The organism is Kitasatospora sp. MAA4 (genome assembly GCF_029893355.1).
Taxonomy (GTDB): domain Bacteria; phylum Actinomycetota; class Actinomycetes; order Streptomycetales; family Streptomycetaceae; genus Kitasatospora.
Map to the genome: position 1 here is coordinate 108759 of NZ_JARZAI010000018.1, position 26124 is coordinate 134882.

General features: G+C 71.7%; 24 protein-coding genes and 1 pseudogene. 14 read left to right on the forward strand and 11 right to left on the reverse strand.

What is annotated here, in order from left to right; all coding sequences use genetic code 11:
* Positions 1–77 precede the first annotated feature (77 nt).
* On the reverse strand, positions 78–1271 hold the full coding sequence (locus tag P3T37_RS23900) for a TetR family transcriptional regulator (protein ID WP_280725865.1): 1194 nt from the start codon (positions 1269–1271) through the stop codon (positions 78–80).
* A 209-nt stretch (positions 1272–1480) separates the two neighbouring features.
* On the opposite strand from P3T37_RS23900, the gene P3T37_RS23905 reads away from it, so the two are divergent.
* Together P3T37_RS23905 and P3T37_RS23910 are read left to right on the forward strand one after the other, a co-directional pair.
* Complete coding sequence (locus P3T37_RS23905; RefSeq protein WP_280725866.1) at positions 1481–2638, forward strand: acyl-CoA dehydrogenase family protein; 1158 nt, start codon at positions 1481–1483, stop codon at positions 2636–2638.
* Between the two features lie 139 nt (positions 2639–2777).
* A complete protein-coding gene (locus tag P3T37_RS23910; protein WP_280725867.1) occupies positions 2778–4484 on the forward strand; it encodes a class I adenylate-forming enzyme family protein in 1707 nt (568 codons plus the stop codon).
* Here P3T37_RS23910 and P3T37_RS23915 read toward each other — a convergent pair.
* Together P3T37_RS23915 and P3T37_RS23920 are read right to left on the reverse strand one after the other, a co-directional pair.
* Positions 4481–4744, reverse strand: a complete 264-nt coding sequence (locus tag P3T37_RS23915) for a hypothetical protein (protein ID WP_280725868.1) — start codon at positions 4742–4744, stop codon at positions 4481–4483. The two genes, P3T37_RS23910 and P3T37_RS23915, sit on opposite strands and share 4 nt — an antisense overlap.
* 77 nt (positions 4745–4821) lie before the next feature.
* The gene (locus P3T37_RS23920) at positions 4822–5406 is read right to left on the reverse strand and encodes a helix-turn-helix domain-containing protein (protein WP_280725869.1); all 585 of its coding nucleotides are present in this window, start codon (positions 5404–5406) and stop codon (positions 4822–4824) included.
* Positions 5407–5502: 96 nt separating this feature from the next.
* Here P3T37_RS23920 and P3T37_RS23925 point away from each other — a divergent pair, with 96 nt between their 5' ends.
* The 3 genes from P3T37_RS23925 (at position 5503) to P3T37_RS23935 (ending at position 9070) form a co-directional block, all read left to right on the forward strand.
* Positions 5503–7080 (forward strand): MFS transporter, encoded by a 1578-nt coding sequence (locus tag P3T37_RS23925; protein WP_280725870.1) that lies wholly within the window; start codon positions 5503–5505, stop codon positions 7078–7080.
* 191 nt (positions 7081–7271) lie between these two features.
* Positions 7272–7553 carry a Sec-independent protein translocase subunit TatA gene (gene tatA / locus P3T37_RS23930; protein WP_280725871.1) on the forward strand — a complete coding sequence of 94 codons (282 nt, stop codon included), beginning with the start codon at positions 7272–7274 and terminating at the stop codon, positions 7551–7553.
* A 176-nt stretch (positions 7554–7729) separates the two neighbouring features.
* On the forward strand, positions 7730–9070 hold the full coding sequence (locus P3T37_RS23935) for a hypothetical protein (RefSeq protein ID WP_280725872.1): 1341 nt from the start codon (positions 7730–7732) through the stop codon (positions 9068–9070).
* Here the strand turns inward: P3T37_RS23935 and P3T37_RS23940 are convergent.
* Both P3T37_RS23940 and P3T37_RS23945 read right to left on the reverse strand, forming a co-directional pair.
* A complete protein-coding gene (locus P3T37_RS23940) occupies positions 9034–9726 on the reverse strand; it encodes a response regulator transcription factor (RefSeq protein WP_280725933.1) in 693 nt (230 codons plus the stop codon). The genes P3T37_RS23935 and P3T37_RS23940 overlap by 37 nt on opposite strands.
* A gap of 41 nt (positions 9727–9767) precedes the next feature.
* Positions 9768–11078: a histidine kinase gene (locus P3T37_RS23945; protein ID WP_280725873.1), complete on the reverse strand. Its 1311-nt coding sequence runs from the start codon at positions 11076–11078 to the stop codon at positions 9768–9770.
* A gap of 286 nt (positions 11079–11364) precedes the next feature.
* Here P3T37_RS23945 and P3T37_RS23950 point away from each other — a divergent pair, with 286 nt between their 5' ends.
* Positions 11365–12024 (forward strand): zinc ribbon domain-containing protein, encoded by a 660-nt coding sequence (locus tag P3T37_RS23950; protein ID WP_280725874.1) that lies wholly within the window; start codon positions 11365–11367, stop codon positions 12022–12024.
* Positions 12025–12030: 6 nt separating this feature from the next.
* Here P3T37_RS23950 and P3T37_RS23955 read toward each other — a convergent pair whose 3' ends face one another.
* Positions 12031–13026 carry an MmcQ/YjbR family DNA-binding protein gene (locus tag P3T37_RS23955; RefSeq protein ID WP_280725875.1) on the reverse strand — a complete coding sequence of 332 codons (996 nt, stop codon included), beginning with the start codon at positions 13024–13026 and terminating at the stop codon, positions 12031–12033.
* 123 nt (positions 13027–13149) lie between these two features.
* On the opposite strand from P3T37_RS23955, the gene P3T37_RS23960 reads away from it, so the two are divergent.
* Positions 13150–13830 (forward strand): MerR family transcriptional regulator, encoded by a 681-nt coding sequence (locus P3T37_RS23960; RefSeq protein WP_280725876.1) that lies wholly within the window; start codon positions 13150–13152, stop codon positions 13828–13830.
* Here the strand turns inward: P3T37_RS23960 and P3T37_RS23965 are convergent.
* Positions 13806–15398, reverse strand: coding sequence for a protein kinase (locus P3T37_RS23965; protein ID WP_280725877.1), 1593 nt, complete (start codon positions 15396–15398; stop codon positions 13806–13808). The genes P3T37_RS23960 and P3T37_RS23965 overlap by 25 nt on opposite strands.
* A 331-nt stretch (positions 15399–15729) precedes the next feature.
* Between P3T37_RS23965 and P3T37_RS23970 the strand changes: the two genes are divergently transcribed.
* The 3 genes from P3T37_RS23970 to P3T37_RS23980 are packed head-to-tail and all read left to right on the forward strand — an operon-like array spanning position 15730 to position 17413.
* Positions 15730–16296 carry a Uma2 family endonuclease gene (locus P3T37_RS23970; protein ID WP_280725878.1) on the forward strand — a complete coding sequence of 189 codons (567 nt, stop codon included), beginning with the start codon at positions 15730–15732 and terminating at the stop codon, positions 16294–16296.
* 20 nt (positions 16297–16316) lie between these two features.
* Positions 16317–16886: a Uma2 family endonuclease gene (locus tag P3T37_RS23975; protein WP_280725879.1), complete on the forward strand. Its 570-nt coding sequence runs from the start codon at positions 16317–16319 to the stop codon at positions 16884–16886.
* Positions 16883–17413 (forward strand): GNAT family N-acetyltransferase, encoded by a 531-nt coding sequence (locus P3T37_RS23980; protein ID WP_280725880.1) that lies wholly within the window; start codon positions 16883–16885, stop codon positions 17411–17413. The genes P3T37_RS23975 and P3T37_RS23980 overlap by 4 nt, the downstream gene beginning before the upstream one ends.
* Positions 17414–18165: 752 nt before the next feature.
* Here the strand turns inward: P3T37_RS23980 and P3T37_RS23985 are convergent.
* Positions 18166–20898: a right-handed parallel beta-helix repeat-containing protein gene (locus P3T37_RS23985; RefSeq protein ID WP_280725881.1), complete on the reverse strand. Its 2733-nt coding sequence runs from the start codon at positions 20896–20898 to the stop codon at positions 18166–18168.
* A 212-nt stretch (positions 20899–21110) separates the two neighbouring features.
* Here P3T37_RS23985 and P3T37_RS23990 point away from each other — a divergent pair.
* Positions 21111–21209, forward strand: a pseudogene (locus P3T37_RS23990) (DNA-binding response regulator); the annotation flags it as partial.
* A 178-nt stretch (positions 21210–21387) separates the two neighbouring features.
* Here P3T37_RS23990 and P3T37_RS23995 read toward each other — a convergent pair.
* A complete protein-coding gene (locus P3T37_RS23995; protein WP_280725882.1) occupies positions 21388–21807 on the reverse strand; it encodes an ATP-binding protein in 420 nt (139 codons plus the stop codon).
* A 413-nt stretch (positions 21808–22220) separates the two neighbouring features.
* Here P3T37_RS23995 and P3T37_RS24000 point away from each other — a divergent pair, with 413 nt between their 5' ends.
* Positions 22221–22412: a DUF397 domain-containing protein gene (locus P3T37_RS24000; RefSeq protein ID WP_280725883.1), complete on the forward strand. Its 192-nt coding sequence runs from the start codon at positions 22221–22223 to the stop codon at positions 22410–22412.
* Here P3T37_RS24000 and P3T37_RS24005 read toward each other — a convergent pair.
* Together P3T37_RS24005 and P3T37_RS24010 are read right to left on the reverse strand one after the other, a co-directional pair.
* Positions 22409–23041, reverse strand: coding sequence for a flavin reductase family protein (locus P3T37_RS24005; protein WP_280725934.1), 633 nt, complete (start codon positions 23039–23041; stop codon positions 22409–22411). The two genes, P3T37_RS24000 and P3T37_RS24005, sit on opposite strands and share 4 nt — an antisense overlap.
* 130 nt (positions 23042–23171) lie before the next feature.
* Positions 23172–23732, reverse strand: a complete 561-nt coding sequence (locus P3T37_RS24010) for an AAA family ATPase (protein ID WP_280725884.1) — start codon at positions 23730–23732, stop codon at positions 23172–23174.
* Positions 23733–24024: 292 nt separating this feature from the next.
* On the opposite strand from P3T37_RS24010, the gene P3T37_RS24015 reads away from it, so the two are divergent.
* Together P3T37_RS24015 and P3T37_RS24020 are read left to right on the forward strand one after the other, a co-directional pair.
* Positions 24025–24957 carry a MarR family transcriptional regulator gene (locus P3T37_RS24015; RefSeq protein ID WP_280725885.1) on the forward strand — a complete coding sequence of 311 codons (933 nt, stop codon included), beginning with the start codon at positions 24025–24027 and terminating at the stop codon, positions 24955–24957.
* A gap of 168 nt (positions 24958–25125) precedes the next feature.
* On the forward strand, positions 25126–26073 hold the full coding sequence (locus P3T37_RS24020; protein ID WP_280725886.1) for an alpha/beta fold hydrolase: 948 nt from the start codon (positions 25126–25128) through the stop codon (positions 26071–26073).
* Positions 26074–26124 lie beyond the last annotated feature (51 nt).

Below are 26124 nucleotides of genomic sequence, written 5' to 3' on the forward strand. Positions count from 1 at the left end.
TTCCCCCGGATTGGCAAGCTGCCGACAGCAGCGCATTGTGACGGTGGCGATCATCCCACCGCCAGTCATTTGATGCGTCAGCAGTCCAGCCCCAGCACCCTGCGGGCGAGCAGGGTCAGACACACCCCCAGGTCAGGACGGGCCGTGTGGGCGGGGTTGCGGACGCCGTCGTTGACGACCGCGAACATCGCGTGGACCCGGATCCGGGCCTCGGCGTTGTCGTAGCCGGGGCGGACCTGTTGGAGGAGGCCGACCCAGACGCGCAGGAAGTCGCGGCGGAAGTCGAGAGCGGCCTTGCGCTCGGGGGCGGGCAGGCGGTCGGTCTCGCTCACCATGGCACCCAGGTAGTGGTGGTTGCGGCGGGCGTAGTCGACGTAGGCGTCGAGGCCGCGTTCCAGCGCCTCGGCCGGACCGCTGGCGGCGGCGAGCGCGGCGGAGACCTCGTGCCAGAGGCGTTCCCGGCAGCGGACCAGGGCGGCGGCCAACAGCTCTGCCTTGGTGGGGAAATGGCGGTAGACGCTCGGTCCGGCTATGCCGACGGCGGCGCCCAGGCTGTCGATGGTGACGTTGTCGAAGCCGCGCTCGTGGAACAGTCGGACGGCCGCGGTCAGCAACTCCTCGCGCCGGCCGACCGATCCGACCTCCCCGCGCACCATCGGGCGCTCGGCGACGGCAGTTGGGCGGCCGTCGCAGGAGGCCGAGAAGAGCGCGAGGACCAGGTCGCAAAGCAGCCGCTCGAAGCGGCGCCGGGGCGGCGCGAAGGTGTGGTACGACAGGCTGGAGCAGACCGACAGCGTCGACCAGACCAGCAACTCGACGTCCGCACACGGCAGTTCCGGGCGGGTGGCGAGCAGTAGGCCGGCCGCCGTCCGGACGTCGGCGCGCAGCGTGCGGCGCAGAGCGGCGCGTTGGGCGGGCGGCAGAAGCCGGGCGTCGCGCTGCCAGAGTGTCCCGAGCGCCCGCTGGTCGAGCGCGACGCCCGCCAATGCGCGGGCCAGCTCCTCCGGTTGTCCGGCGGACTCGGCAACTCCCGCTACCGCCACCGACAGTTGGTCGAGCCCGGAACGGACGGCCTGGCGCAGCAGCTCCGGCTTGCCCCGGTAGTGGCGGTAGAGCGCCGGCGCGGTGATCCCGACGGCCGCCGCCACCTCGGCCATCGCGACCTGGTGGTATCCGCTGCGGTGGAACTGCTCCGCGGCCACCGCGAGGATCTGCCCCCGGCGTCCCCGGGGTCGCCGGGCGGCTCCGCGCGCCGCCGCCTGCTCCGCCATCCGCACCTCCCGGCTCCTCGGCCGCCCCGACCCGACCTGTCTGTTCTGCTAGCAATGATTCACATAAGCCGCCCGGAGGTCCACCGTTGCGGGCCCTCCACCTGGAGGGAACTCACCGGTCGCGCACTCTGGACAGCGCGGCTACCGAGGATTAACTTGGCCCAACGATCACCCTGGCCAACCGCGCCGTCTGCGAAGGGAGCGCCATCGTGCGCCGTACCGTCTACAACGAGGACCACGAGGCGTTCCGGAGCACCATTCGGGAGTTCATCGCCAAGGAGGTCGTCCCGGTCTACGAGAGCTGGGAGGCCGAGGGGCACCCGCCGCGCTCGTTCTACAACAAGCTCGGCGCGCTGGGCGTGTTCGGCATCGAGGTCCCCGAGGAGTACGGCGGCGCGGGCGAGACCGGCTTCAAGTACCAGGCCGTGGTGGTCGAGGAGGCCGCCCGGGCGGGCGTCACCTTCGGGTCCTCGGGCGTGCACACCGGCCTGGTCCTGCCGTACATCATGGAGTACGCCAACGAGGAGCAGAAGCAGCGCTGGCTGCCGGGCTTCGTCTCGGGCGACATCATGACCGCGATCGCGATGACCGAGCCGGGCGCCGGATCCGACCTCGCGGGCATCACCACCACCGCCAAGCTCTCGGCGGACGGCACCCACTACGTCCTGAACGGCGCCAAGACCTTCATCACCGGCGGCGTGGTGGCCGATCTGGTGCTGGTGGTCGCCCGCACCGCGCCGTACGACCCGGCCGACCGCCGGGCCGGACTCTCGATCCTGTGCGTGGACACCAAGTCCCCCGGCTACTCGGTCGGCCGCAAGCTGCAGAAGATCGGCCTGCGCACCTCCGACACCGCCGAACTGGCCTTCACCGACGTCAAGGTGCCGGTGGCGGACCTGCTCGGCGAGGAGGGCAAGGGGTTCAGCTACCTGGCCCACAACCTGGTGCAGGAGCGGCTGGCGATCGCCGTCGGCGCCTACGCGGCCGCGGCCGCCGCGGTGCGCTTCGCGCTGGCCTACGTCAAGGACCGCAAGGTCTTCGGCCAGACGGTCGCGGAGTTCCAGAACACCAAGTTCACGCTGGCCGACTGCCAGTCCCAGGTGACGGCCCAGCAGGCCATGGTCGACCAGGCGCTGGAGCTCTACCAGACCGGTGAGCTGACGATCGCGGACGCCGCCGAGCTCAAGCTCTTCTGCACCGAGTCGACGTCGGTGGTGGTCGACAAGTGCCTTCAGCTGCACGGTGGTTACGGATACATCCTGGAGTACCCGATCGCCCGGCTCTACACCGACAACCGGGTCTTCCGGATCTACGGCGGCACCAGCGAGGTCATGAAGACCATCATCGCCAAGTCCATGGGCCTGTAGCCCCTTTCGAGACTCGGTCGGCACCAGCGGCCGAGCACCCGGGCGGCCACCCCCACGGTTCCACCGGCCGCCCGACGGCGGTGGGCTGCTCCCCCAGGCAGCCCGCCGCCACCTCCGAGAGCCCACCCCGAGGACGTTCATGGCCCGCCCCGTACCGTCCAGCCACTCGCTCGCCGTCGTCGCCCGGGTGCAGGCCGCGCTGTCCGCCCCCGGCACGCCGTTCGCGGTGACCGAGACGCCGCAGGGGCCGCGCTACACCAGCGGGCCCGCCGTGCTGCGCGAGGTCCTGGAAGCCACCCTGGCGCACGGCGACCGGCCGTTCCTGGTGCTGGGCGAGAACAGCTACAGCTACGCCGAGCACTACGCGGCGGCGGCCGCGCTGGCCCACCGCTGCCTGGACCGGTACGGGCTGCGCCCGGGCGACCGGGTGGCGATCGCGATGCGCAACCTGCCCGAGTGGCAGGTCGCCTTCTGGGCAACCCAGTTGGCCGGGCTGATCGCCGTCCCGCTGAACGCCTGGTGGTCGGGCGAGGAGCTGGGTCATGCGCTGGACGACTGCTCGCCCCGCCTGATCGTCGCCGACGCCGAACGCGTCGAGCGGCTCGGACCCTGGCTCGCCGCCTGCGGCGCGGACCGTCCCTGGCTGCTCACCGTGGGCGTCGCCGACGCCCCCGTCCCGGGCACCGAACGGTACGAGCGGCTGCCCGCCCCCGCCGACGGCATGCCGGCCCCCGAGGTGGCGGTCTCCCCCGAGGACGACGCGACCATCATGTACACCTCGGGCACCACCGGCCGCCCCAAGGGCGTGACCGCCACCCAGTCCGCCTGGTGCGCCGCCACCATGAGCCCGCGCTTCTTCGCCGCCACCGCCGTCCTGACGGCCGGTCGGGAACCCGCCCAGGCCACCCCGCAGACGGCGTTGCTGACCTGGCCGTTCTTCCACGTCGCCGCCTTCACCACGCTGTTCCCGCTGATGGCGAGCGGCGGCACGGCCGTCCTGCTGCGCAAGTGGGATCCCGCGCTCGCGCTGGAGCTGATCGCCCGCCACGAGATCACCGCGTTCACGGGCGTGCCCACCACCGCGCTCGGGCTGCTGGACGCCGTCGACCGCGCGCAGGCGTCGCTGCCGAGCCTCGCAACGATCAGCACCGGTGGCGCCGCCGCACCGCCGGAGCTGCCCCGGCGGATCGCCGAGCGGTTCGCCGGCCGGATGGAGGCCCGCAACGGCTACGGGCTGACCGAGACCTGCGGCAGCGTGATCGCCAGCGTGGGCACCCGCTACTTCGAGTTCCCCGGCAGCATCGGCCGCCCCTCCCCCGCGGTGTCCGTACGGATCGCGGATCCGTCCGGCGCGGCGCTGCCCGAGGGGGAGGTCGGCGAGCTGCGCCTGCGCGGGCAGGCGGTCTTCCGCGGCTACTGGAACAACCCGCAGGCCACCGCCGAGGCGTTCGCCGACGGCTGGTTCCGCACCGGCGACCTGGCCTGCCTGCGGGACGGCGAGCTCTACATCGTCGACCGGATCAAGGACCTGGTGATCCGCGGCGGCGAGAACGTCTACTGCGTGGAGGTGGAGGGCGTCCTGCACGACCACCCGGCGGTGGCGGACGTGGCGGTGCTGGGCGTCCCGCACCCGGTCCTCGGGGAGGAGGTCGCCGCCGTGGTGCTGCTGCGCCCCGGGGCGCACGCCGACGCGGACGAGCTGCGGGCGCACGTGGCCGGCCGCCTGGCGGCGTTCAAGGTGCCGGCCCACGTGCTGTTCCGCACCGGGCCGCTGCCGCGCAACCCGACCGGGAAGCTGCTGAAGCGCGACCTGCGGGCCGCGGTCGCCGCGGAACTGGCCTCCTAGTTCACCGGTGCGCCGCTGCGCCAGGCGTCCAGGCCGGCCTGCGAGGCCGCCCGGGCCTGCTGCAACGCGCGGGCGGCCCTTTCGGTCGGCGGCGTTTCCAGCTGCCGGACCCATCCGCGGCCGGCGGTGGCCAGCGCGACACCGACCATGACCGTGCCCAGCAGCCCCGCCACCGCGCCGACGCCGCCGAGCAGCAGACCGGCACCGATCAGCTTGCGGTTGGGCTGGAATCCGCCGAAGGACTTCTGATTGATCGCCATGGGTCCACCATCGGCGAGCGGCGCACCACCCGCATCCCGGGCTGGTCCGAACCGGGCCGCTCGGCGAGGGCGGTCGGTCAGGCGCCGCCCAGCACGCTCGCCGAGACGGTCTGCAGCCCGCGGAACAGGTCGCGCCCGCTCGGCACCTGCTCCGGCGCGACCAGCCACTGCGCCGCCAGCCCGGCCAGCATCGCCTGGTAGAAGATGCCCCGGCTCAGCTCGGTCTCGTTGTCGGGCACCTCGTCCTTGCCCTGGAAGAGCGCGGCGAGGGACAGCCGGGCCATCTTCTGCACCCCGGACAGGGCCTCCCTGAGCTCCGGCGCCTGGTCCAGCAGCGTCATCATCTCGAACTGCGCGACCCAGAGCCCGCGGTGCTCCACGAAGGTCTCCAGCACCCGGTCCCAGCTGGCGACGAAGCGCTCCTCCGGTGTGGCGTGGACGTACGCGGCGTCCGCGAGCGCCGCGCCGAGCGCGTCACCCCACTCGCCGATCGCGTCCATCAGCGCGGTGTTCATCAGCGCGTCCTTGGACCCGAAGTGATAGCCGATCGCGGCCAGGCTGACGCCCGAGGCGGTCGCGATGTCCCGCGCGGTGGTCCGCCCGTAGCCCTTCTCGTACAGACAGCGCTTGGCCCCGGCGAGCAGGGCTTCTCGGTTTCCCATGCGCCGATGCTACGGCAGATCCGCACAAGCGTCTTGGACACCCGTCTTGTACAGACGTCCTAGACAAGCGTCTCAAACGTCCGTACCGTTCCCCCCATGACCGCAACCACCGGCCTCGCCGGCCGCCGCGCCTGGACGGGCCTCGCCGTCCTCCTGCTTCCGACCCTGGTCCTCGCGATGGACATGGGTGTGCTCTTCTTCGCCGTGCCGTTCATCAGCACCGATCTGCGGCCGAGCGCCACCCAGCAGCTGTGGATCATGGACATCTACTCGTTCCTGCTGGCCGGGCTGCTGATCCCGATGGGCGCGCTGGGCGACCGGATCGGCCGACGGCGCCTGCTGCTGATCGGCGCGGCCGGCTTCACGGGGGCGTCGTTGCTGACCGCCTACGCCGACGGCGCCGCGCAGCTGATCGCGGCCCGGGCGCTGCTCGGGGTCGCCGGGTCCACCCTGATGCCCTCAACCCTCGCGCTGATCCGGAACATGTTCCCCGACCCGAAGCAGCGTCAACTCGCCGTCGGCGCCTGGACCGGCGCGATGACCGGCGGCGCCACGCTCGGTCCGGTGGTCGGCGGGCTGCTGCTCGCGCACTTCTGGTGGGGCTCGGTCTTCCTGGTCTCGGTCCCGGTGATGGCCCTGCTGCTGCTCGTCGGACCACTCCTGCTGCCCGAGCACCGCTCGCCGCAGAGCGGTGCCTTTGATCTGCCGGGCGCCGCGCTGTCGATCGCGACCGTGCTGCCCGTGGTCTACGGCATCAAGACGCTGGCCGTCGACGGCTGGAGCCCGGCGCCCGCCCTGGTGCTGGCCGCCGGCCTCGGCCTCGGCGCGCTCTTCGTCCGGCGCCAGCGGACGGCCGCCCACCCGCTGATCGACCTGGAGCTGTTCCGCATCCGCAGCTACTCCGGATCCATCGCGGTGAACACCGTCGCGATGTTCGCCATGATGGGCTTCTCCCTCTTCACCTCCCAGTACCTTCAGCTGGTCAAGGGCATGAGCCCGCTCAGCGCCTCGCTCTGGGCGCTGCTGCCGAGCCTGGGGGTCGGTGCGGCGGTCGGGCTCTCCGGGGCGCTGGCCGGCCGGGTGCGGCCGGCCCGGCAGATGGCGGGCGGGTTCCTGATCGGCGCGGCCGGCTTCGCGCTGATGACCCTGGTGACCCCGGCCTCCCCGCTCGCCCTGGTGCTCGTCGCGGCCGGCGTGCTCGCCGCCGGGACCGTCGGCACCATGATGCTCACCGCCGACCTGGTCGTCTCGGCCGCACCGCCCGAGCGGGCCGGCGCCGCCGCCGCCATGTCGGAGACGGCCTCCGAACTGGGCAGCTCGCTGGGCATCGCCGTGCTCGGCGCGGCCGGCGCCGCGGTCTACCGCTCGCAGCTGAACGGCTCGCTCCCCGCTGCACTGCCGGACGGCGCGGCGCGCGCCGCCCACGACACGCTGGGCGGTGCGGTCACCGTCGCCGCGCAGCTCCCGGCCCGGGCCGGCGGCGAGCTGCTGACCCTGACGCGTGCGGCCTTCGCGGATGGCATGCACGTGGCGGCGGTGGTCGGGCTGCTCTTCATGGTCGGCGCCGCGTTCACGGCCAACCGCCTGATGGGTCATCTGCCGACGTCGGCGGTACCGGCAGCCCGGAAGACAGATGAGACGCGGACCGGTGTCCCGGCAGCGCAGATCCACTGACCCGTACGGGTGAAAGTGGTTTAGACCACACAACACCGAAATCCGCAGAATCGGCGCACTTCACCGGCTCTTTGACCATCGTTTCCCAGCGGGTGTATACGTTCGCCCGCCGAGCCAGGCATACTGACGTGGTCGGGCGGTCCCGTCCGGCTATGCAACGGCGAGTAAACCGAAGGGACCGGTGGTCAGGGATGTTCCGCAACGGTCTGGAGCCCTGGCACCTCCTGGTGGTCCTGGCTGTCATCATCCTGCTGTTCGGCTCGAAGAAGCTGCCCGAGATGGCACGCGGCCTCGGCAAGTCGATGCGGATCCTGAAGGCCGAGACCAAGGCCATGCGTGAGGACGGCTCACCGGCCGACGGCACGGACGCGACGACCGCCGAGTCGACCGCGACCGAGCAGCCCCGCCCGGCCGTGGCCCCCGTCACCGTCACCAAGGTCGACGAGGTCCCGAAGCCGCACACCACCGCCTGAGTTTCTGCCGGGCGGCACAGTCTCGACCGGAACCCCCGGTCCGTCAGCTGACGGGCCGGGGGTTCTGTCGTTCGAGTGGCCGTCCGATTTGTTCTGGTATCTCCTGATCGGAAACGCATCCGTCCCAGGGCACCCTTCGGGCTCCCGCACGGATCGACCCGTGACCGGAGGTACCCATGGGCAGCGCCAGTCCCGAGCCGGACGACGCGGCGGCGGCCGAACCGGTCGAACTGGTCGAACTGCGCAAGCGGGTCGAGCGCCTGGAGCAGCCCCCCTCCAGGACCGGCCCCGGGCGTCGGCTTCAGTCGCTGCTCGCCGCCGTGCTGATCCTGCTGGCCTTCCTGCTCACCCCGCTCGGCGTGCTGTCCGTCTGGGTCAACTCGCAGGTCACCGACACCGACCGGTACGTCGCCACGGTGGCCCCGCTGGCCCGGAACCCGGCTGTCCAGGCGGCCGTGACCGACCGGGCGACCACCGCGATCATGGGCTACCTGCCGATCAGCTCACTCCTGGACCAGGTGGCGCCGACCGACCGGCCACTGCTCAGCTCGCTGCTCGGCACGGTCGGCAGCGCGGTCACCGACGGCCTCACCGGCTTCGTGCACACCCAGGTGGCCTCGGTGGTGGGCAGCGACTCGTTCGCGGCCCTCTGGACGCAGGCCAACCGGGCGGCGCACGCAGCCGTCGACAAGGCGCTGACCGGCGAGGGCGGCGGTGCCGTGCAGATCCAGGGCAACACGGTCACCCTCGACCTGGCGCCGCTGATCGACCAGGCGAAGAGCCGCCTGGTGGCGGGCGGGCTCTCGGTCGCCGGGCGGATCCCGACCATCCACACCAGCTTCGTGCTGACCGAGTCGTCGGCCGTCGGCAAGGCCCGGACCTATCTGCGGGTGCTGCAACTGGCCGGGGACTGGCTGCCGGTGGCGGCCGTGCTGTGCGCGGCGGCCGGGGTGCTGCTGTCGGTCCGGCGGCGCCGGGCGCTGGTCACCGCCGCGCTCGCGATGGCGGTCGGCGCCGGGCTGCTGACCGTCGGGCTGACCGTCTTCCGCGCGCTCTACCTCGACAAGCTGCCGAGCACGGTGGACCAGGCCGCCGCGGGGGCGGTCTACGACGCGCTCGTGCACTTCCTGCGCGGGACGGTCCGGGCGGTGGTCGCGCTGGGCGTACTGACCGCGCTCGGCGGCTGGGTGACCGGCCCCGGCCGGCACGCCATGCAGGTGCGCAGCCTGTGGCGGGCGGGCTTCGGCGCGGTCCGGCAGACGGCGCAGCAGCTGGGCCTGCGGCTCGGCCCGCTCGGCCGGTTCGTCCACCGGTTCAAGCTGTGGCTCTGCTGGGCCGCGTTGGCCGTGGTGGTCGGGCTGTTCCTGACCTGGAGCTATCCGACCGATCTGGTGGTGTTCTGGCTCGGGGTCGGGCTGCTGGCGGCGCTCGGCGTGCTGGAGTTCCTGGACGATCCTGGCGGGCTCGGCCGTAGGCCCGGTCAGCCGCCGTCGCTGGGCACGATCCCGGCGCGGTAGGCGTAGCGCACCGCCTGGGCGCGGTCGCGGGCGCCGGTCTTGGCGAAGAGCCGGTTGATGTGGGTCTTGACGGTCGCCTGGCCGAGGAAGAGGCGCTGGGCGATCTCGGCGTTGGACAGGCCCTCGGCGATCAGCAGCAGCACCTCGCGCTCACGGTCCGTCAGGCCGTCGTCCACGGGGACGGGCGAAGCAGGGGCGGGGGCGGGGGCCGGCACGGCCGGGGGTCCGCCGGCGAGGGCGGCCACCAGGCGCTGCTGGACCACCGGGTCCATCCAGGTCTCCCCCGCGTGCACGGCACGGATGCCGGCCTCGATCCGCTCCGAACCGACGTCCTTGGTCAGGTAGCCCTTGGCGCCCGCGCGCAGGGCGGGGAAGATCGAGGCGTCGTCCGCGTAGGTGCTCAGCACCAGGACGGGGGTGCCCGGCAGCTGCTCGGCCAGCGCGGCGGTGGCGGCGATGCCGTCCATCACGGGCATCGACAGGTCCATCAGGACGACGTCCGGTCGGTGTTCCAGCGCGGCGGCGACCGCCTCCTCGCCGTTCCCGGCCAGCGCGACCACCGCCATGCCCTCGTTGAGGCCCACCAGGAGGGCGAGCCCGTCCCGGGTCACCCGCTGGTCGTCGGCGATCACCACTCGGATCATGTCCCCGCCCATCTCCCCGCCCATCTCGTCATCCCCGTCCTGTAGTTCCCGGCTCACGCCGGGACCGCCATGATGACCCGCCAGCCGCCGGGCCCGGCCGCCGGTCCGGCCTCGGCGCTGCCGCCGACCCGCTCGATCCGCTCGCGCATCCCGCGCAGCCCGTTGCCCCCGCCGCCGGAGGCAGCCGACGGCGGTGCGCCGGCGCCCGGGCCGTTGGCGACCGTGACCAGGATGCCGTCCGCACGGTAGTCCAGGACGATCTCGACGGCCGCGCCGAGCGCGTAGCGGGCCGCGTTGGTCAGCGCCTCCTGCACCCCGCGGTAGAGCGCGAAGCCGGCGTCCGGGTCGCAGGGCCGCCGCGTGCCCAGCACCGAGAACCCGATGGCCAGTTCCAGATCGCGCCGGCTGCGCTCGACCAGCTGCGCCAGGTCGTCCAGCGCTGGGAGCCGGTCGCCGCGCAGCGCGCCGACGGCCTGCCGGGCCTCGTTCAGCCCCTCCCGGGTCAGCTCGACGCTGCGGTCGATGACCCCTTGCAGCAGCGCGGACACCTGCTCGCGCTCGCCCAGTCGGCGCGCGCCCTCCAGCTGGATCGACAGCGCCGACAGCGACTGCGCCAGCACGTCGTGCAGCTCGCGGGCGATCCGCGCCCGCTCGGCCCCGGCGGCGGCCCTGGTCTCGGCCTCCCGGGCGTCCTCCAGCTCGGCCAGCAGCAGTTCGGCGCGGGCCGAGCTCTCCCGGCTGCGGCGCATCAGCTCGGCCGTGACGGCCAGCACCACGCAGAGCAGCACGGCCGCGGTGACGGACGCCACCGGGTTGTGGACGGTCAGCACGAGCACCACCGCGAGCAGCGCCGTGGTCGTCCCGCCGATCACCACGGCCTGGCGGAACTCCAGCCAGATGAAGGTCAGCATCACCGCGGCGGAGACCGGGATGTCCCCGAGTGCGGCCAATGGCGCCAGCGCGGAGACCCCGAGACCCGCGACCGAGACCAGCACGGCCAGCGCCTGCCGCCAGGCCGCGTCGGCGGGCCAGCGGCCGGCGGCTGCGAGGATCAGCGGGACGGCGTAGCAGGCCAGTCCGACGCTGAGGGCGAGTCCGGTGCCGGACAGGCCGGGGCGCGGGCTGCCGGTCCACGCGCAGAGCGCTATCACCGCGAGCATCAGCCAGGTGAGCGGGCGCAGCCGGTGGATCTGGCGCTCGTACCGCTCCTGGACGCGCAGCCTGGCGTCGGCCAGCCGGACGCTGTCGCCGGCGGCGGGCTGCGCGGTGCCGACCGGGGTGGCGGGGGTCGGGGTGGCGATCGGTCCGGCCGGTGCGTGGGACCGGCCGGGGCCGTGGCCCGGCTGCTGCGCTGTGCTCGCCATGCTGTGCAGCATAGGGAGGCGGGAGCGGCCCCGGCCAGCCCGACCGGCCGCGGCGGCCCGGAGCATCGTGGTGTCCATGCCCCCAGGATCCTGCGGACCCTGCGTGACGGCGTCGACACAGGGGTTGAGCTGCGGGTTGACCCGCGCCGTCAACCCGTGGGTGGAGCCCGGCCGAAGCTTCCCATCCGACGCCGTTTCATGTCACCCTTCCCAAGCCCAGAACCACTCGCCCGAACCCGGCGTCGTACGGCTGGGCAGAACCTAAAGGACGCGTGGGGGTACACCCGTGAGCAGCGAGATCTACTTCACCAACAACCACCGGGACCTGTGCGAGCAGTACGGGACCGGTGCGGGCTTCCAGTTCGAGTTCAACTGCACACGCTGCCAGGACACCTGGCGCTCGCCGTTCGAGCGGTTCACCACCGGTCGGGCGGCCGGCTGGGTCAGCAAGGGGGTGGGTGCGGCCTGGAGCATGCTGGGGGGCAACGGCGGCACCATCACCAGCGCCGCCGACGGCCTGGCCGGTGCGACCTGGGGCAGCTCGCGCGACGCCGCCTTCGAGCGGGCGATAGCCAACGCGCAGGGGCACTTCCACCGCTGCGCCCGCTGCACCCAGCACGTCTGCGACAAGTGCTGGAACGGCGCCCAGGGCCTCTGCCTGGGGTGCGCGCCCGACACCGCCGCCGAGGCGGAGGTCGCTCGCCGGCGCGGCCTCAACGACGCGGTCAGCGAGCGCGCTTACTCCGCCGGGCAGCGCAACGCGCAGAGCTACGACGTGGAGACGCCGCGGCAGCTGGTCTGCCCGCAGTGCAGCCACGAGACGCACGGCTCGGCCTTCTGCCCCGGCTGCGGGTTCCGGCTCACCGACCCGGCCAAGTGCACGGGCTGCCAGGCGGTGGTGCCGGCCGGCGCCGCGTTCTGCCCGGGCTGCGGCACCCGGCAGTAGGGCAGTTCAGAGGGTCTGTCCCGCGGTGATGGTGACGTAGAGGTAGTCGTCCAGCACCTTCGCCAGCGGGACGCTCGGGCGGCCGACCGCCGCCGGCAACTCCCGCTCGCCGAGCCCGGACTCCGCCAGCACCGCCCGGGCCCAGGCGCGGCCGCAGCGCAGATGCCGCGCGAAGGCCTCGCCGTCCCGGGCGCCGTGCAGGTGGACGGCGATCGCCGCATCCCAGGGCATCACGGCGGCCGGGCGCAGCGCGTACAGGGCCTTGGCCGCGGCGGTCGGTCCGAGCGTGCGGGCGGACCGGCCGCCGGCGACCGGGACTGCGGCCAACTCGGCGTATCCGTCGGCCAGGTCCGTGATCTGATGGTCCGTCAATTTGGACAGCGGGACGGCCGGGAGGTGCGCGCCGCGGCGCTGCCACCAGGAGGCGAGGCCGGCCGAGAGCAGGTCCGGCTCACCCTCGCGCGGGTAACGGAGGCGGCAGCCCCAGGAGTTGAGCCAGCGGTGCAGCGCCTCGCGGTGCTCCGGGAGCGACAGGTCGGGCGCGCCGGCGGTCGCCGCCGACCAGCGCTCCCAGCCCGCGTCCACGCTCCCGTACCCGTTGAAGACCTCGGCTGCGGCGCGCAGTTGGGCGAAGGACGGTCCGTCGGGCAACTCACCGTACTGGGCCGCCTCGTACGCGGCGGCGACCTTCTTCGGCACCACCATCCGCCAGGCGTCCGTGACGATCTCGCGCAGCTCGTCGGCGTCGAACGCCGCCATCCGAAGCTGGACCCAGTTGTAGCGCGCGTCGGAGGGCCGCGGCGGCAGGAACCTGTCCGGGTCGGACGCCACCAGCGCGTCCCGCTCCTCCTTGGGGAAGGCGAACCCGAGGACGCTCTCGTCGCGGGAGAACCCCAGGTAGACGATCCGGCCGACCCGGAACTTCACCTGGTCCCGGATCAGGTGCTCCTCGGTGCGCGGCAGCGAGAGCGCCACCGCCCGGACGTCCGCGACCGTTCCCATACCGACTCCCCCAGTCCGCCCGGAAAACCCTCGGCGGCCATGCTTCCACACTGGAGGCCGCGGCCCGGGCGCCCTAGGCTGTCGGCCACCGCCGATCACGGGTGGGAGAGGAGCACCGGGACCATGCGCATCGGGGAACTGAGCAACCGGGCCGGCATTCCGGTGCCCACGATCAAGTACTACCTCCGCGAGGGCCTGCTCCCGGCCGGCGAGCTGACCAGCCCCAACCAGGCGCAGTACGGCGAACGGCACCTCCACCGGCTGAAACTGGTCCGGGCGCTGCTGGACACCGGGGGCCTCTCGATCGCCTCGGCCCGATCCGTGCTGGCCTCGATCGACGCGCCCGACGTGTCGCTGCACGAGACCCTCGGCGTCGCCCAGCAGGCCGTCACCCCGCCGTCCAGCGGCTGCGCCGACCCGCGGTGGCAGCTGGCGCTGGCCGAGGCCGACGCCTGGGTGCGGCAGCGCGGCTGGCAGGTGCGGCCCGGCAGCCCCGCCGGCGCCGCGCTGGCCCACCTGCTGCTCACCCTGCGCGATCTGGGCCAGGACGAGCTGATAGGCCTGCTGGACGAGTACGCGACGGCCGCGGAACGCCTGGCGGCGGCCGAGTTGGCCGTACTGGGCAGCCGGACCGGCGACCCCGACCACCTGGTCGAGGGCGCGGTCCTGGGCACCGTGCTGGGCGACGCGCTGCTCGCCACGATGCACCGGCTGGCGTGCGAGGACGCCTCGCGGCGGGTGTTCGGGGGCGCGTCGGGAGCCTCGGATCAGGCTCAGACTCAGCCGTTGTCGCCGCTGCCGTAGCCGGAGTTGTCATATCCGGAGTTGTCGTAGCCGGAGTTGCTGCTGTTGCTGTTGTCCGTGGGTGCTGCCGGCGCGTTTCCGCCGCCCAGGGTGGTGATGATCGAGCTGAGCTGGCGCTGCCAGGAGGCTGCCGTACCGCCGTCCACGCCGTGCTTCTTCGACAGGTCGCGGACCTGGCGCTGGGCCGACTTGAGCTGCGTGATCGCCTCCGGCTGATGGCCGGCGGAGCAGGCCGCCGAGGCCGCGTCGAGGGTCTTCAGCAGCGCCGCCTGCCGGTCGGGCGGCAGCGGCTCCTGCGCGACCTCGTCCCGCAGCGCGGTGAGCGCGGCCGGCGGCGCCTGCCTGGCGGCGGAGGCAGACGGGGCGGGCGGGGGCGTGGAGGCGGGCGGGGTCGTCGGCGCCTGCTGAGCGGCGGTCGAGGCGGAGGCCGGGGGCTTGGCCGGCTGCGGGCTGCTGCTGGCCGGTCCGGAGAAGGCGAGGGCGGCCAGCAGCCCGGCGCCGGCCAGGCCCGCCACGCCGAGCCCCAGGGCGAGGCCGCGGCGCGATCTGCGCGGTACGGGTTCCTCGTCGAAGTGAGCCGGCAGCGGTGCCATCACGGAGGTGGGCGCACCGGCGGCGGGCCGGTACGGGGGCTGCGGAGGTGCGTCGTACCCCGGGAACGGCGTGGCGGGCAGGACGGTCGTCCGAGCGCCAACCGGGTCCGTGATCGGGCCGCTCAGCAGCTCTGACGTGCGGTCCTGCGCACCCGGCACCGGTATCGCGGCGAGCAGCTCGGCCCGGGCCATCGCCGCGTTCGCCGGGCGGTCCGCGGGCCGCTTGGCCAGCATCCGCAGCACCACCGCATCAAGCGCGGGCGGCACCTCGGGCCGGCGGAAGGCGGTTGGCGAGGCCTCCTCGGTCACCTGCTTGAACGCGATGCCGACCGGCGTCTCCGCGCTGAACGGCGGCTCGCCGGTGAGCATCTCCACCAGTACGCACCCCAGCGCGTACAGGTCGGTCCGGCCGTCCACCTCGGCCGCCGTGGCCTGCTCGGGCGAGAGGTAGGCGGCGGTGCCGAGCACGGAGGCGGTCTGGGTCAGCTGCTGGCCGGACGCGCTGGCCCGGGCGATGCCGAAGTCGACGACCTTCACGCCGCCGTCGTCCGTGATCATGATGTTCCCGGGCTTGATGTCCCGGTGCACCAGCCCCGCCGTGTGCGCCACCTCCAGCGCCTCGCAGACCGCCGCCGCGATGCCCACCGCGCGCTCGACCGGCAGCCGTCCGCCCTCCGCCAGCAGCGAGCTGAGCGAGCGGCCGCGGATCAGCTCCATGACGATGTACGCCGAGCCCGCGTCCATGCCGGAGTCGAAGACCATGGCGATCCGCGGGTGCGCGAGCATCGCGGCGTGCTGCGCCTCGCGGCTGAACCGCTCGGCGAACCGCGGGTCCTCCGCCAGCCCGCCGTTGAGCACCTTGACCGCCACCGGCCGCCCGAGCACCCGGTCGACGCCGTGGTACACGGTGGCCATGCCGCCGACGCCCAGCGTGCCGACGAGTTCGTAGCGGCCGTTCAGCGCCCGTCCGATCACGTGGTCCCGCTCCTCGTATTCCGTCGGCCAGTTCCGTCGGCCGGGCCTCGCCCCCGACACCCGCGCCATGATCCGGCATGGCCCATGGCGCCCCGTCAGCGGGTCGCCGCCGAAGCCACCGAGAGCGCGGGGTCCCAGTGTTCGAACCGCCCCCGGCACAGCGGCGGCCCGGACCATCCTGCCGGACACCCCTGCGCCCTGCCCAGCCGCAACCGCAACCGCTCGGCGTCCAACTGCCTCTGTTCGGGGGAACCCGTTGATGTACTGCCCGGGCAGTACGCTGAGCCGAGAGCAGCATCAGGCCCGCGGAGCAGGTCCAGGGAGGTACGCCATGACCGCCGAAATGGTCGCGCCGGCGTGGATGCACGCCCAGATCACCGCCGAGCAGTACGACTCCTGGTCCGAGGAGCAGTGCGCAGGCATCGAGATCGTGGACGGGATGATCGTCGTGAGCCCCAGTGCTTCCAAGAGGCACAATCGCCTCGCGCGCATCCTCGCGAACGCCCTGGACGCCGCCGCGGGCACCGAGTGGAACGCCGACACCGACTTCGACGTCCGCCTGCAGGACGTCCCGCTCAACAACCGCCGCCCCGATGTCGTCGTCTATCGCGCGGACACTATCGACGTCACACCGACGCGCCCCGAGCACGTGCTGCTGGTGGTGGAGGTCGTCTCACCCGGCTCGGAGACCACCGACCGGATCGTGAAGGTGGAGCAGTACGCCAGGGCCGGGATCCCGTTCTACTGGCGGATCGAGCAGTCCGCCACCCGCGTTCCGCTGGTGTACACCTACGTGCTCGATCCGGCGGACAACACCTACCGCGACGGCCCGATGTTCACGGGGACGGTGAAGGCGGTCGTGCCCTTCCCGGCAGAGATCGACCTCAGCCTGAGCTGACCCTCCATGGAGACCCACCCATGCTGGCTGAGGAGTTCGAGGAGCTTGCACGCGTCGCTCCCCGCGCCGTCGAGGGCCTGCGCCTTGAGTTCCTCAACGGGAGGCTCGGGGTCAAGCAGCAGCCGGACGGCAACCACGGCTGCATCATGGAGTGGCTGACCCGAAGCTGTCTCCGGTCCCGGCCCGAACTGTGGTTGCACCGGCAGGGGTTGAAGGTCCAGGCGGCTCGCACTGGCCGCGCCCTCCCCGACGGCGCGCTCGCCCATGCTGATGCCTTCGTCGGCCACGGGGAATGGGCCGACAGCGACGAGGTGCTGATGGTCGTCGAGGTCACCTCCTACGACTCCGACACCAACCAGCGCGACCGCGTGGAGAAGCCCCGGGCGTACGCCGAGACCAACATCCCCGTCTACCTGCTGATCGACCGGGACGCCTGCGAGATCACCGTCCGCAGCCAACCGGGCGGCGTCCGGTACGAGTGGACCCAGACCCTCCCGTTCGGCCGGACGGTCAGTCTGCCCAGCCCTGTCAGCGTCACCCTGGACACTGAGCCGCTGAAGAACTGGGCCACTGCCACACTGAAGGCATGATCGAGCTGCAGATCGCTCACACCGCGGATCTGGACACCGCCGCGCTCGGTGCGGCGCGCGCCCTGCTCTACGACGTCTTCGACGACATGACCGACCCCGACTGGGAGCACGCGCTGGGCGGCGTGCACGCGCTGGTATGGGAGAGCGGCGAGGTCGTCGGGCACGCGTCGGTGATTCAGCGGCGGCTGCTGCACGGCGGACGGGCGCTGCGTGCGGGCTACGTCGAGGGCGTCGGCGTGCGGGCGGACCGGCGCGGGCGAGGGCACGGCGCCGCCATGATGCAGGCGCTGGAGCGGATGATCCGGCGCGCGTACGACCTGGGCGCGCTCGGCGCCGCCGACGCGGCCGGCGACTTCTACGCGGCGCGCGGCTGGCAGCTCTGGCAGGGCCCGACCTCGGCCCTCACCCCAGAGGGTGTGGTGCGCACGGCGGAGGAGGACGGCTACATCTACGTCCTCCCGGGCAGCGCCCCGCTGGACCTGTCCGGCGAGCTCACCTGCGACTGGCGCGACGGCGACTGCTGGTAGCCGGCCGGACGATGCACAACTCCCCCTCGGGAACACCGGATTGAACTCCCACCGAGGATCGGCCAGGAGGACGCGACAGGCGTGCGCATGCCGAAGGGCGACATCGAGGTCTGGCAGCTCTCCGAGCTGCTCGGCGACGATTACTCGCGCCCGGCGGAGCGGGAGTTGTGCCTGCGGCTGATCCGCGATCTGCTGAGCGAGGGTGCCCAGGCGGGGGATCTGAGCGCGGACCCGGACCACCCGTTCGTGCCGTGGGAGTCGACTGCCGCCGGTTCTCTGGTCCGGATCCGAGCGAAGCTGGAAGCGCTGGGAAGTCGCCCGATTCCGGGGACGTCTGCTGGTTCTCGGCGGACTGACCGGCCGCCGGCCTCACGCGGCCGCTGCCGCACTGGCGACATGCCCAACGGCAGGGCTGTCCTACTGGACGCGCCCCGCCGTTGGCACGGGTCGGTTGGGTTAGTGGCCAAATGCTGTGTGAGGTAAGGGAGTTGTGAGATCAATGTCGGAGTAGATGTGCTTCTGCGGCGCTGTGGCCGCTCCTCGTGCAGTTTGCTCGACCGAGCTGATGGTCAACCCGACCGGTTGGCGGGCCATTTGGCTTGGCTGCTGGACGGCGCAGCAGCGAGGCGCGAGCGCCGACGATCACCCGCAGGCATGCCCTGTCCTGGCGCCGGCGGACGGCCCGGGGCCCCTGCGGTGGCGTGGATCGCCGCTGCAGGGGCCCCGGTGGTGTGTCGGGTACCGCTGGTGGGTCAGTAGTTCTGGTAGTACCCGAAGGCGTCGACGACGAGCTGGGTGCTGCCGGAGCCGGTGTTCCAGACATCGATGATGCCGGAGTAGCCCGGGGTCGCCTGGACCAGGTTGGCGACCGTCTGTCCGGGCAGCCAGTTCAGCGACGAGCCGGTCGGCCGGTTGGGCCAGCTGGCGTAGTTGCCCTGGTAGGAGGCCAGGGTGTTGGGGTCGGGGGAGACGGTGAGGAAGCCGCCGCCCTGGGTCTCGGTGACGGTGGTGTTGAGCACGAAGCCGGTGATGGAGGTGTCGCCGGCGCCCAGCGGCATGTAGATGTAGTCGCCGGCGGCCAGCGGCCCGCTGCTCCAGGACGGTGCGCGGGTGTCGAGCAGCCGCTGCGGGGTGACCGGCAGGTAGGCGCTGGGTCCCGCGAGGCTGTAGTAGCCCACGACGTCCACCACGACGTCGGTGGGGGCGACGCCGCCGTTGAAGATGTCGACCAGTCCGTTCGCGCCGACCGGCGCGATCACCGAGTTCGCGACGGTCTGCCAGGCGCTGTAGTTGACGTTGGAGGCGGTCGGGGTGGCGACGCCGTCCGGGTAGGCGGTCAGGAAGCCGGGGCTCCAGGAGCCGGTGGAGGTGATGTTGAGCGCGACGGCGGTGATGCCGGACGGCGGCAGGTTGCCGCCGAGGCCGCCGGCGATCTTCACGTTGAAGTGGGTGCGCCCACCGATCTGGCCGCCGGCGAAGCCGGTGCCGTCACGGGTGTCGACCAGGCGCGTGGGGGCCACCGGGGTGTAGCCGCTGGACGCGCTCGGAGTGAAGTACCCGTCGATGTCGACGACGAGGTCGACGTCGGCGATACCGCTGTTGTACAGGTCCACGTAGCCGTTCGCGCCGACCGGCACGATCGACAGGTTCGGGACGGTCTGCCCGGCCGTGAAGTTGACGTTCGAGGTGCTCGGCCTGGCGGCGCCCTCGGGGAAGGCACTGATGAAACCGCTGGTGGTGGGGTTGGTGACGGTGATGTTGAGCACCGCGGCATCGACCCCGACCGGAACGCCGCCGGCGCCGCCGGTCCCGGCGATCTGCAGCCGGGTGGTGGCACCGGCCTTGACCTGGGCCACGCCGCCGGTGCGGGTGTCGAGCAGGCGCGTCGGCCCGTATGCCGTGTAGTCCGAGCCTGCGGTCTGCACCGTGACGGTGTTGACCAGCACGTCGTTGGTGCTGTCGCTGACGGTCACCGTGACCGTGTACTTCCCCAGCTTCGCGTAGTGGTGCGACCAGGGGACCTTGCCGCTGCCGGTCGACCTCGTGAAGTCCGACAGGCCGTCACCCCAGTCGAAGGTGACGATCAGTGGGACGGCGGCACTGGTCACGTTCGCGGTGATCGAGACGCCGTACGCGCTGGTGTCCTCGCCGGTGACGGACAGCGCCATCGTGGGGTTGCCGCCGAGGAACTGGATCGCGCCCCGGCTGGTGTACTGGCCGTAGCCGTAGAAGTCGGTGCTCAGTGCGCCGGGTGCGTTCGGGTTCGCCGAACCGATTGCGGCCGAACCGGTGACGAGCCGGGCGTCGGCCCCGGGGGTGGGTCCGTTCATCCGGAAGACGACCGGGGTGGGCTGGACGGTGTCGACCGTGTCGTGCGCGCCCTGGGTGGTGCCGCTCAGGAACCCGGCGAGCGTCGGGTACGCCGTGCCCGCCCAGCTGTACGGTGCGGTGGCGTTGGCGGCCTTGGTGGAGAAGTCGTTGTAGTCGGCCGTGGTGCCCGCGCCCGACCCGGCGGACACGGTGATGTGCGGCGCCCAGGTCTGCCCTGCCGCCGCGCACTTGGCGCTGGAGCCGCTGGAGGTGCTCCCGGCCGGGTCGGTGTCCTCCAGCAGGTTGTTCTCGAGGTGGACGCCGGTGGACGTGCCCTCGACGTCGATGCCGGAGTCGCAGTCGCGCTGGATGGTGTTGCCCACCACGTTGAGGCCGTTCACGCCGGTGGCGCTGATCCCGGCCGCCAGCACGTCGCTGGCCAGCGTGATCTGGCTCGCGCCGGCGGCGACCGAGATGGCCTTGGTGCCCGGGGCCCAGTTTCCCGCGGCGACGAAGGTCCGGCTCACCGTGATGTTGCTGGAGGCACCGTCGATGGTGAGGCCGGTGAACGCGGTACCGCTGGGGCTCACGACGGTGGTCAGGTAGGAGGAGTCCAGCGTGATGCCGGACGACCCGATGATCTGGACCGCGGACGAGTTCCATGTGGTCAGCATCATGTTGCTGACCGTCACTCCGGTGACATGGTCCAGGACGAGTGCGGGCTTGCCGTTGGTCGGCTGGATCCACGACTGGTCGCTGGTCCCGACGATCGAGATGCCCGACGTCCTGACCGTCACCGGATCCGAGCTGAAGTACCCGGTGTAGCCGAAGACGTCGACGGTGTCACCGGACTGCGCCGCGTCCACCGCGTCCTGGACCTTGCAGAACGGGCTGTTCTGAGTGCCCGTACCGATCTCGGTCTGGCAGCTGGGGTAGGAGGTGCTCGCGTAGATCGTCTTCCCGGTCGTCGCCGCACGGCTCTTCGGCGCAGTGCTCTGCTTCTGCGCCCTGATCGCCTTGCTCTCGGGGCTGCTGAAGGTGTGGAAGTTCGACGCCCCGGCCTTCGTCAGGTCGGCGGTGACCGCCGCACTGGTACCGGCGGCAGTGGAAGGTGAGTCAGCCGCCTGGGCCAGACTCGGTATCAGGGCAACGCTGACCGCGATGACGGCAGCCATCGTTACGAGACGGCGGTGAGCCACAGGCCCCCCAGATTCTCTTCGATGATGATTGGGACTGATGGCCCGGCTCAGCGTACTCATCGCTGGAATGATCACCAAAGGCAATTCGGCTCGCTGCGGGAGAGGGTCACTCAGCCCGGCTCCCCACTGGTCACGGTCTGCGAAAGCCGCACCCCTGACCAGGTGTTCATGGAGAGGGCCTGCCGCTGCTTGTCAACATCTTCGCCAAGCTTGACCTGCCCGTGCTCGACGCGGACCACCGCCGCGTCCTGGCCGTGCTGCGGTTCCTCGGAGCGTCCCGGGCCTGACCGTCCCATCCGTGATCACGATCTACGGCTGGAGTACTGGGCGCTCCTTCCAAGATCTCTACAGGGCGCCAACCAAGATAGTCGTCGGCCGCGCGCAGAGGCAGGATTCTTTTTTGAGCGATTCATGATTCTCCGTCACCAGTGCGGCAAAGTCCGGTGGTTGTCGCCAGGCCGGACCCTAGAGCCGACCCAGTTCGAACCAGACGGTCTTGCCGATTCCGCCGGGGCGGGGGTGGGCGCCCCAGGCGTCGGCGAGGGCGGCGACGAGGGCGAGGCCGCGGCCGCACTCGTCGCCGGTGGACGCGTGGCGCGGGTGCGGGAGTTGGGCGTCGGAGTCGGAGACCTCGACACGGACGGTTCCGTCGCGCAGGAGGCAGCGGGCGGCGATGTAGCGGTCGGCCGGGACTCGGGCGTGGCAGCAGGCGTTGGTCATCAGCTCGCTGAGCAGGAGCGCGGCGGTCTCGGTGGCGTCGTCGGACAGATTCCACACCTTGGCCTGCCCGCGGAGGAGCTTGCGGGAACGGCCGACGCTGCGCGGATGGCTGGTCAGGTGCCACTCGACGCCGTCGGAGATTGGGGCGGTGGAGTAGGCGGCCATGGGCGCGCGTCCTTGGAGTGCAAGGCGGATGTTTGGGCGTCAGGTGTTCGCCCTGAAGGGGGGATTCCGCCGATCGTGACTCCAACGGTGCTGGTCGGGACGTAGCCTCGGAAGCCACGGCGCGCGTACGAAATACGGCAGTACGCACGTCGTACCCGGAGAGGGCAGGGGTTGTGCGGTGACTAACGAGGCCTCCCAGTCGCCAATGGCATAGCGATACTGCGGCAACCAGATCAAGCTCTGGCGCGATCGGACGGGGGTCACCCGCGAGCAGCTGTGCAAGGAGGCCAACTACGAGTACGAGACCATCAAGTCAGGGTGAGCACCATCGCGCAGCGTCACGGCTTGATCCGGATGCAGGCCCTCAGCACCCAGGAGTCGGCTCGATTCATCGGCAAACTGGCGGAGGAGCTATGAACTCGGAACTGCCGTGGTCCAAGTCCAGCTACAGCGACGATCGGGGAGGCGACTGCATCGAGGTCGCCCCCACCACAGACACCGTCCACGTCCGGGACTCCAAGGACCAGGCCGGGCCCCAACTCGCCTTCTCGGCCGCCTCCTGGGCCGACTTTGTCTCCTTCGCCGCCTCGCACACGGCGGGCTAGGTCGCCTGGAGTTGATGCGGCATGTTCCAGCCTTCGGCGAGCTTTGACGGATGGATGTTCTGTCCACCGCCGAAGAACTCGCAGAACTTCATGATGAGCGGGTCCCATCCGAGCGGATCCACGTGGTGCGTCCCCGGGATGACCAGAGCCTCCTCGACGTGGGCGCGAAGGACCTCGACCTGGAAGGCGGTGGCATGAGGCGTGGGACTGCCGAAGGGGGACGCCGAGACGACCCTGCACTCCAGCTGGACCGGGCATTCCGCGACCCGGGGTGCCAGGACCAGCTCCGATGCCTGCTCGGTCAGCTGCGCGACTGAGAACTTGTCCGGCTCGTATCGGTAGCCCTGCTTCACCTTGTGGTCCGGCACGGGCGATTTCCCGGTGGTGAGCGCGAGCCGGTCAACGGCGTCGACCATCGCCGATGACGGCAGGTTGAGCACGCATTCGCGTTCGCGCAGCAGGTTCGCGGTCGTCTGGCCGCTGTTACCGAGACCGAGCATGCAGGACTGGCCCAGCCACCAGGCGGAGGACATCGGCGCGAGGTTCGCGGTGCCGTCCTCGTTGCGTGTGCTGATCAGCACCACCGGTGTCCCGAAGTACAGCACCTTGAGCCCGGGGACCACATGCATTCGTTCGCCTCTCGCAGGATGTGGGCTGAAGAGACTCGCCATGCGGTGCACGAGCCGTCACCGACTCTCCGTGAACCGAGCGCAGGCTGCTGGCGGCAATCGGACGTAGCGTTCCGGCCGGTGGGGTTGCCTAGCTGTTCGAGGCGTCGGCGGCGGCTTCCTTGCGCAGGCGGTCGAAGGCTGTCAGTGCCGGGCCGCTGTTCAGGTATGCCTTGATCTGCTGCGCGCACTCCGCCGCGCTGCTCGCGTACGTGTCGACCTCGATGTCGTAGATGCCGTGGGCGTGGACGCGGTCGTACTGCATCGCGGCGAGACCCGAGGGCCGGTCGCCGCGCGCCAGTTCGCGGCGCTCGAGCTCCTCCAGCGGGCAGCGCACGCCCACCAGGACAACCTCGTGGTCCGCGAGGACGTCCAGCAGGTCGGAGAGCCGCCAGGGCTCGCTGAGGATGTGGTCGACGACGATGTCGTTGCCGCCCGCCGCCATGCCGGCGATGGCGCGGTGGAAGCCCATCCGGGTCCGCCGCAGCACGTCGTCCAGGTCCTCCGGGGCGATCTCCACCTTGGCCCGCATCGCGCCGAAGGCGTCCACGGCGAGGTGGAAGAACGGGCCGTCGAGCGTCTGCAGCAACTCCGCTGCGAGCGTCGACTTGCCCGAACTCGATGTCCCGTTCAGGAAAATGATCATGGCCATGGACTGATCGTACAACCGGCCTAGATCCGAGACGCGGGAGCCCAGCCCTGCTTTAGACGAACGGTAGGTAACTCAATCCACCCACCCACCCAAGACCCGCGCGCACCACGGGATATGACTATTTGTGACCGACTGGACACGCTATGAGTTTTCTGCGTACGGTTCGCCACAACGAACAACCCCCGCCGGTGGTGGAACACCTGACGGGGGTTTGACCTACTAGATCGAGATCAAGGTCGATCCTGTGGCTACTGCCAACTCTAGCGCCGCCCCCTCCCCGAAGCACCCCCCGATGGCCTCTCCGGGCTACGGAAAGCGGTCCGCGCCGGGCCAACGCCGCCGTCGCAAGCGCGACTTCGCACAGCTGGCCGAACGGGAGGCGTACCTCGCCAGGTTCATCGACGAGCTGCCGGACGGCGCCGCGATGGACACCAAGACCCTCGCCAAGTCCCAACCCCGCTACGGCCAGCAGGGCGTCGGGACCGCACTGCGGACACTCTCGGAGGGCGGCTACCTACGCCGGATCCGGGAGAACGTGGGCAACGGGCGCACCCGCTGGGTCCACCGGACGTACTTCTCGCGGACCCCGCGCGACGACGCCTGGTGGGAGAAATTCCTGAAGGAGCCCCCGGGCGCGTCGCCCACAGTCGAGACCGTTGAGCCCGTTGAGCCCGACGACGAGCCGCCCGCACCTTCACCGGAACCGGTGGCGCCGCGTCAGTACGAGGTGCTTCGCTCGAAGGGGTACGGGCCCTACCGCCCGCCCGCCCCGCCCCGCTCGGACGCCTACGAGGCACTCTCCTCGCTCGCGCTGGTCGACTCCCGGCTCGCGCTCTCCGCGCGTGACTGCGCCGAGCTGGAGCCGTTGGCCGCCGCCTGGCTGGAACTCGGGTCCACCGTGCACCAGTTGCATGCCGCCCTGACCGCCGGGCTGCCCCCGGAAGTGCACAGCCCGGGCGGGTTCGCCCGCAGGCGGCTGGTCGACAAGCTCCCGCCGGCGCCTCCTCTGCCGTCCCCCGCTCCACAGCCTGTGGATGACCAGCCGCCTCCCCGCCGCATCATGGAGTGCACGGAGTGCCGCGTCCCCGGACGCCCCGAGTCGCTGCCCGGAGGGCTCTGCCGGACCTGCAAGGGCGATCCGCTGCCCGCCACGTTCGCCCGCGAGCCGCTGGTCGACGTCCAAGCCCACGTCGCCCACCTGCGCAATCTCATCCGGCGTCAGTAGCCGTCAGCAGTCGTCGGCACGGTTCACCCGATGGGGTGCCACTTCGCGCGCGTCGTCTGGCCAAGGTGTGGACCCAGCAGTAACTTACCCGCGAGTACCGCGGTGTGGCCCCCATCACACCGCCGCACCCCACCCTTCTCGCACCTCCCCCCACCCTGGAGGACTGCCATGACCGCATCCACCCTGCCCGCGAGAGCCCCGAGAACCCTGCGTCGCCGCCGCCTCACCGCGCTCGCCGCCGGCTGCACGCTGCTCGGCGCGGCCCTGGTCGGTGTCGCCGCACCCGCCCAGGCCGACGCCGGCCGCGCGGCCCAGGCGGACCCGGTCGCCGCCGCCCAGGCGCTGGCCGCGCCGGGCGTTCCCGGCGCCAACGACTGGTCGTGCAAGCCGAGTTCCGCCCACCCCCGACCGGTCGTACTGGTGCACGGCACCTTCGCGAACGGCTCGGTGAACTGGCTGACCATCGCCCCGGCGCTGGCCGCCAACGGGTACTGCGTCTTCGCCCTCACCTACGGCGAGGAGGCCAACGTCCCGGTGCTGCGGGCGATCGCGCCGGTCGCGGACTCCGCGCAGCAGCTGTCCACCTTCGTTGACGGGGTGCTGGCGGCGACCGGGACCAACCAGGTCGACATGGTCGGCCACAGCCAGGGCGGCATGATGCCGCGCTACTACATGAAGTTCGACGGCGGCGCGGCCAAGGTGCACACGCTGGTCGGGCTGGCGCCCAGCAACCACGGGACCACCCTGGACGGCCTCAACACGCTCGCCCAGTCCTTCCCCGGCGCGGCGGACGTGGTCGGCTCGCTCTGCCCGGCCTGCACCGACCAGCTCGTCGGATCGGACACCCTCACCCGGCTCAACGCGGGCGGCGACACCCTGCCCGGCGTCACGTACTGGGTGATCGCCTCTCGCCTCGACGAGGTGGTCACGCCGTACCAGTCGCAGTTCCTCAACGGCCCGAACGTCCACAACGTCCTCGTCCAGGACCTCTGCCCGGCCAACCTCCCCGACCACGTGCTGATGGCCGTCGACCCGGTCGTGGAGCACGAGGTCCGCCACGCCCTCGACCCCGCCCACGTCGACGACGCCACCTGCCTGGCCAACCTCACCGGCTGACCGGAGCGGGACCTTACGGCGATGGCCCGGCCCCGGAGAACCGGGAGCCGG

Bases quoted from the DNA above. Each gene is read 5' to 3' on its own strand.
- P3T37_RS23900 (WP_280725865.1), bottom strand. From the start codon at position 1,271: ATGGCGGAGCAGGCGGCGGCGCGCGGAGCCGCCCGGCGACCCCGGGGA.
- P3T37_RS23910 (WP_280725867.1), top strand. From the start codon at position 2,778: ATGGCCCGCCCCGTACCGTCCAGCCACTCGCTCGCCGTCGTCGCCCGG.
- P3T37_RS23915 (WP_280725868.1), bottom strand. From the start codon at position 4,744: ATGGCGATCAATCAGAAGTCCTTCGGCGGATTCCAGCCCAACCGCAAG.
- P3T37_RS23920 (WP_280725869.1), bottom strand. From the start codon at position 5,406: ATGGGAAACCGAGAAGCCCTGCTCGCCGGGGCCAAGCGCTGTCTGTAC.
- P3T37_RS23925 (WP_280725870.1), top strand. From the start codon at position 5,503: ATGACCGCAACCACCGGCCTCGCCGGCCGCCGCGCCTGGACGGGCCTC.
- tatA (WP_280725871.1), top strand. From the start codon at position 7,272: ATGTTCCGCAACGGTCTGGAGCCCTGGCACCTCCTGGTGGTCCTGGCT.
- P3T37_RS23935 (WP_280725872.1), top strand. From the start codon at position 7,730: ATGGGCAGCGCCAGTCCCGAGCCGGACGACGCGGCGGCGGCCGAACCG.
- P3T37_RS23940 (WP_280725933.1), bottom strand. From the start codon at position 9,726: ATGGGCGGGGACATGATCCGAGTGGTGATCGCCGACGACCAGCGGGTG.
- P3T37_RS23945 (WP_280725873.1), bottom strand. From the start codon at position 11,078: ATGGCGAGCACAGCGCAGCAGCCGGGCCACGGCCCCGGCCGGTCCCAC.
- P3T37_RS23955 (WP_280725875.1), bottom strand. From the start codon at position 13,026: ATGGGAACGGTCGCGGACGTCCGGGCGGTGGCGCTCTCGCTGCCGCGC.
- P3T37_RS23960 (WP_280725876.1), top strand. From the start codon at position 13,150: ATGCGCATCGGGGAACTGAGCAACCGGGCCGGCATTCCGGTGCCCACG.
- P3T37_RS23970 (WP_280725878.1), top strand. From the start codon at position 15,730: ATGACCGCCGAAATGGTCGCGCCGGCGTGGATGCACGCCCAGATCACC.
- P3T37_RS23975 (WP_280725879.1), top strand. From the start codon at position 16,317: ATGCTGGCTGAGGAGTTCGAGGAGCTTGCACGCGTCGCTCCCCGCGCC.
- P3T37_RS23980 (WP_280725880.1), top strand. From the start codon at position 16,883: ATGATCGAGCTGCAGATCGCTCACACCGCGGATCTGGACACCGCCGCG.
- P3T37_RS23985 (WP_280725881.1), bottom strand. From the start codon at position 20,898: ATGGCTGCCGTCATCGCGGTCAGCGTTGCCCTGATACCGAGTCTGGCC.
- P3T37_RS23995 (WP_280725882.1), bottom strand. From the start codon at position 21,807: ATGGCCGCCTACTCCACCGCCCCAATCTCCGACGGCGTCGAGTGGCAC.
- P3T37_RS24000 (WP_280725883.1), top strand. From the start codon at position 22,221: ATGAACTCGGAACTGCCGTGGTCCAAGTCCAGCTACAGCGACGATCGG.
- P3T37_RS24005 (WP_280725934.1), bottom strand. From the start codon at position 23,041: ATGCATGTGGTCCCCGGGCTCAAGGTGCTGTACTTCGGGACACCGGTG.
- P3T37_RS24010 (WP_280725884.1), bottom strand. From the start codon at position 23,732: ATGGCCATGATCATTTTCCTGAACGGGACATCGAGTTCGGGCAAGTCG.
- P3T37_RS24015 (WP_280725885.1), top strand. From the start codon at position 24,025: ATGGCCTCTCCGGGCTACGGAAAGCGGTCCGCGCCGGGCCAACGCCGC.
- P3T37_RS24020 (WP_280725886.1), top strand. From the start codon at position 25,126: ATGACCGCATCCACCCTGCCCGCGAGAGCCCCGAGAACCCTGCGTCGC.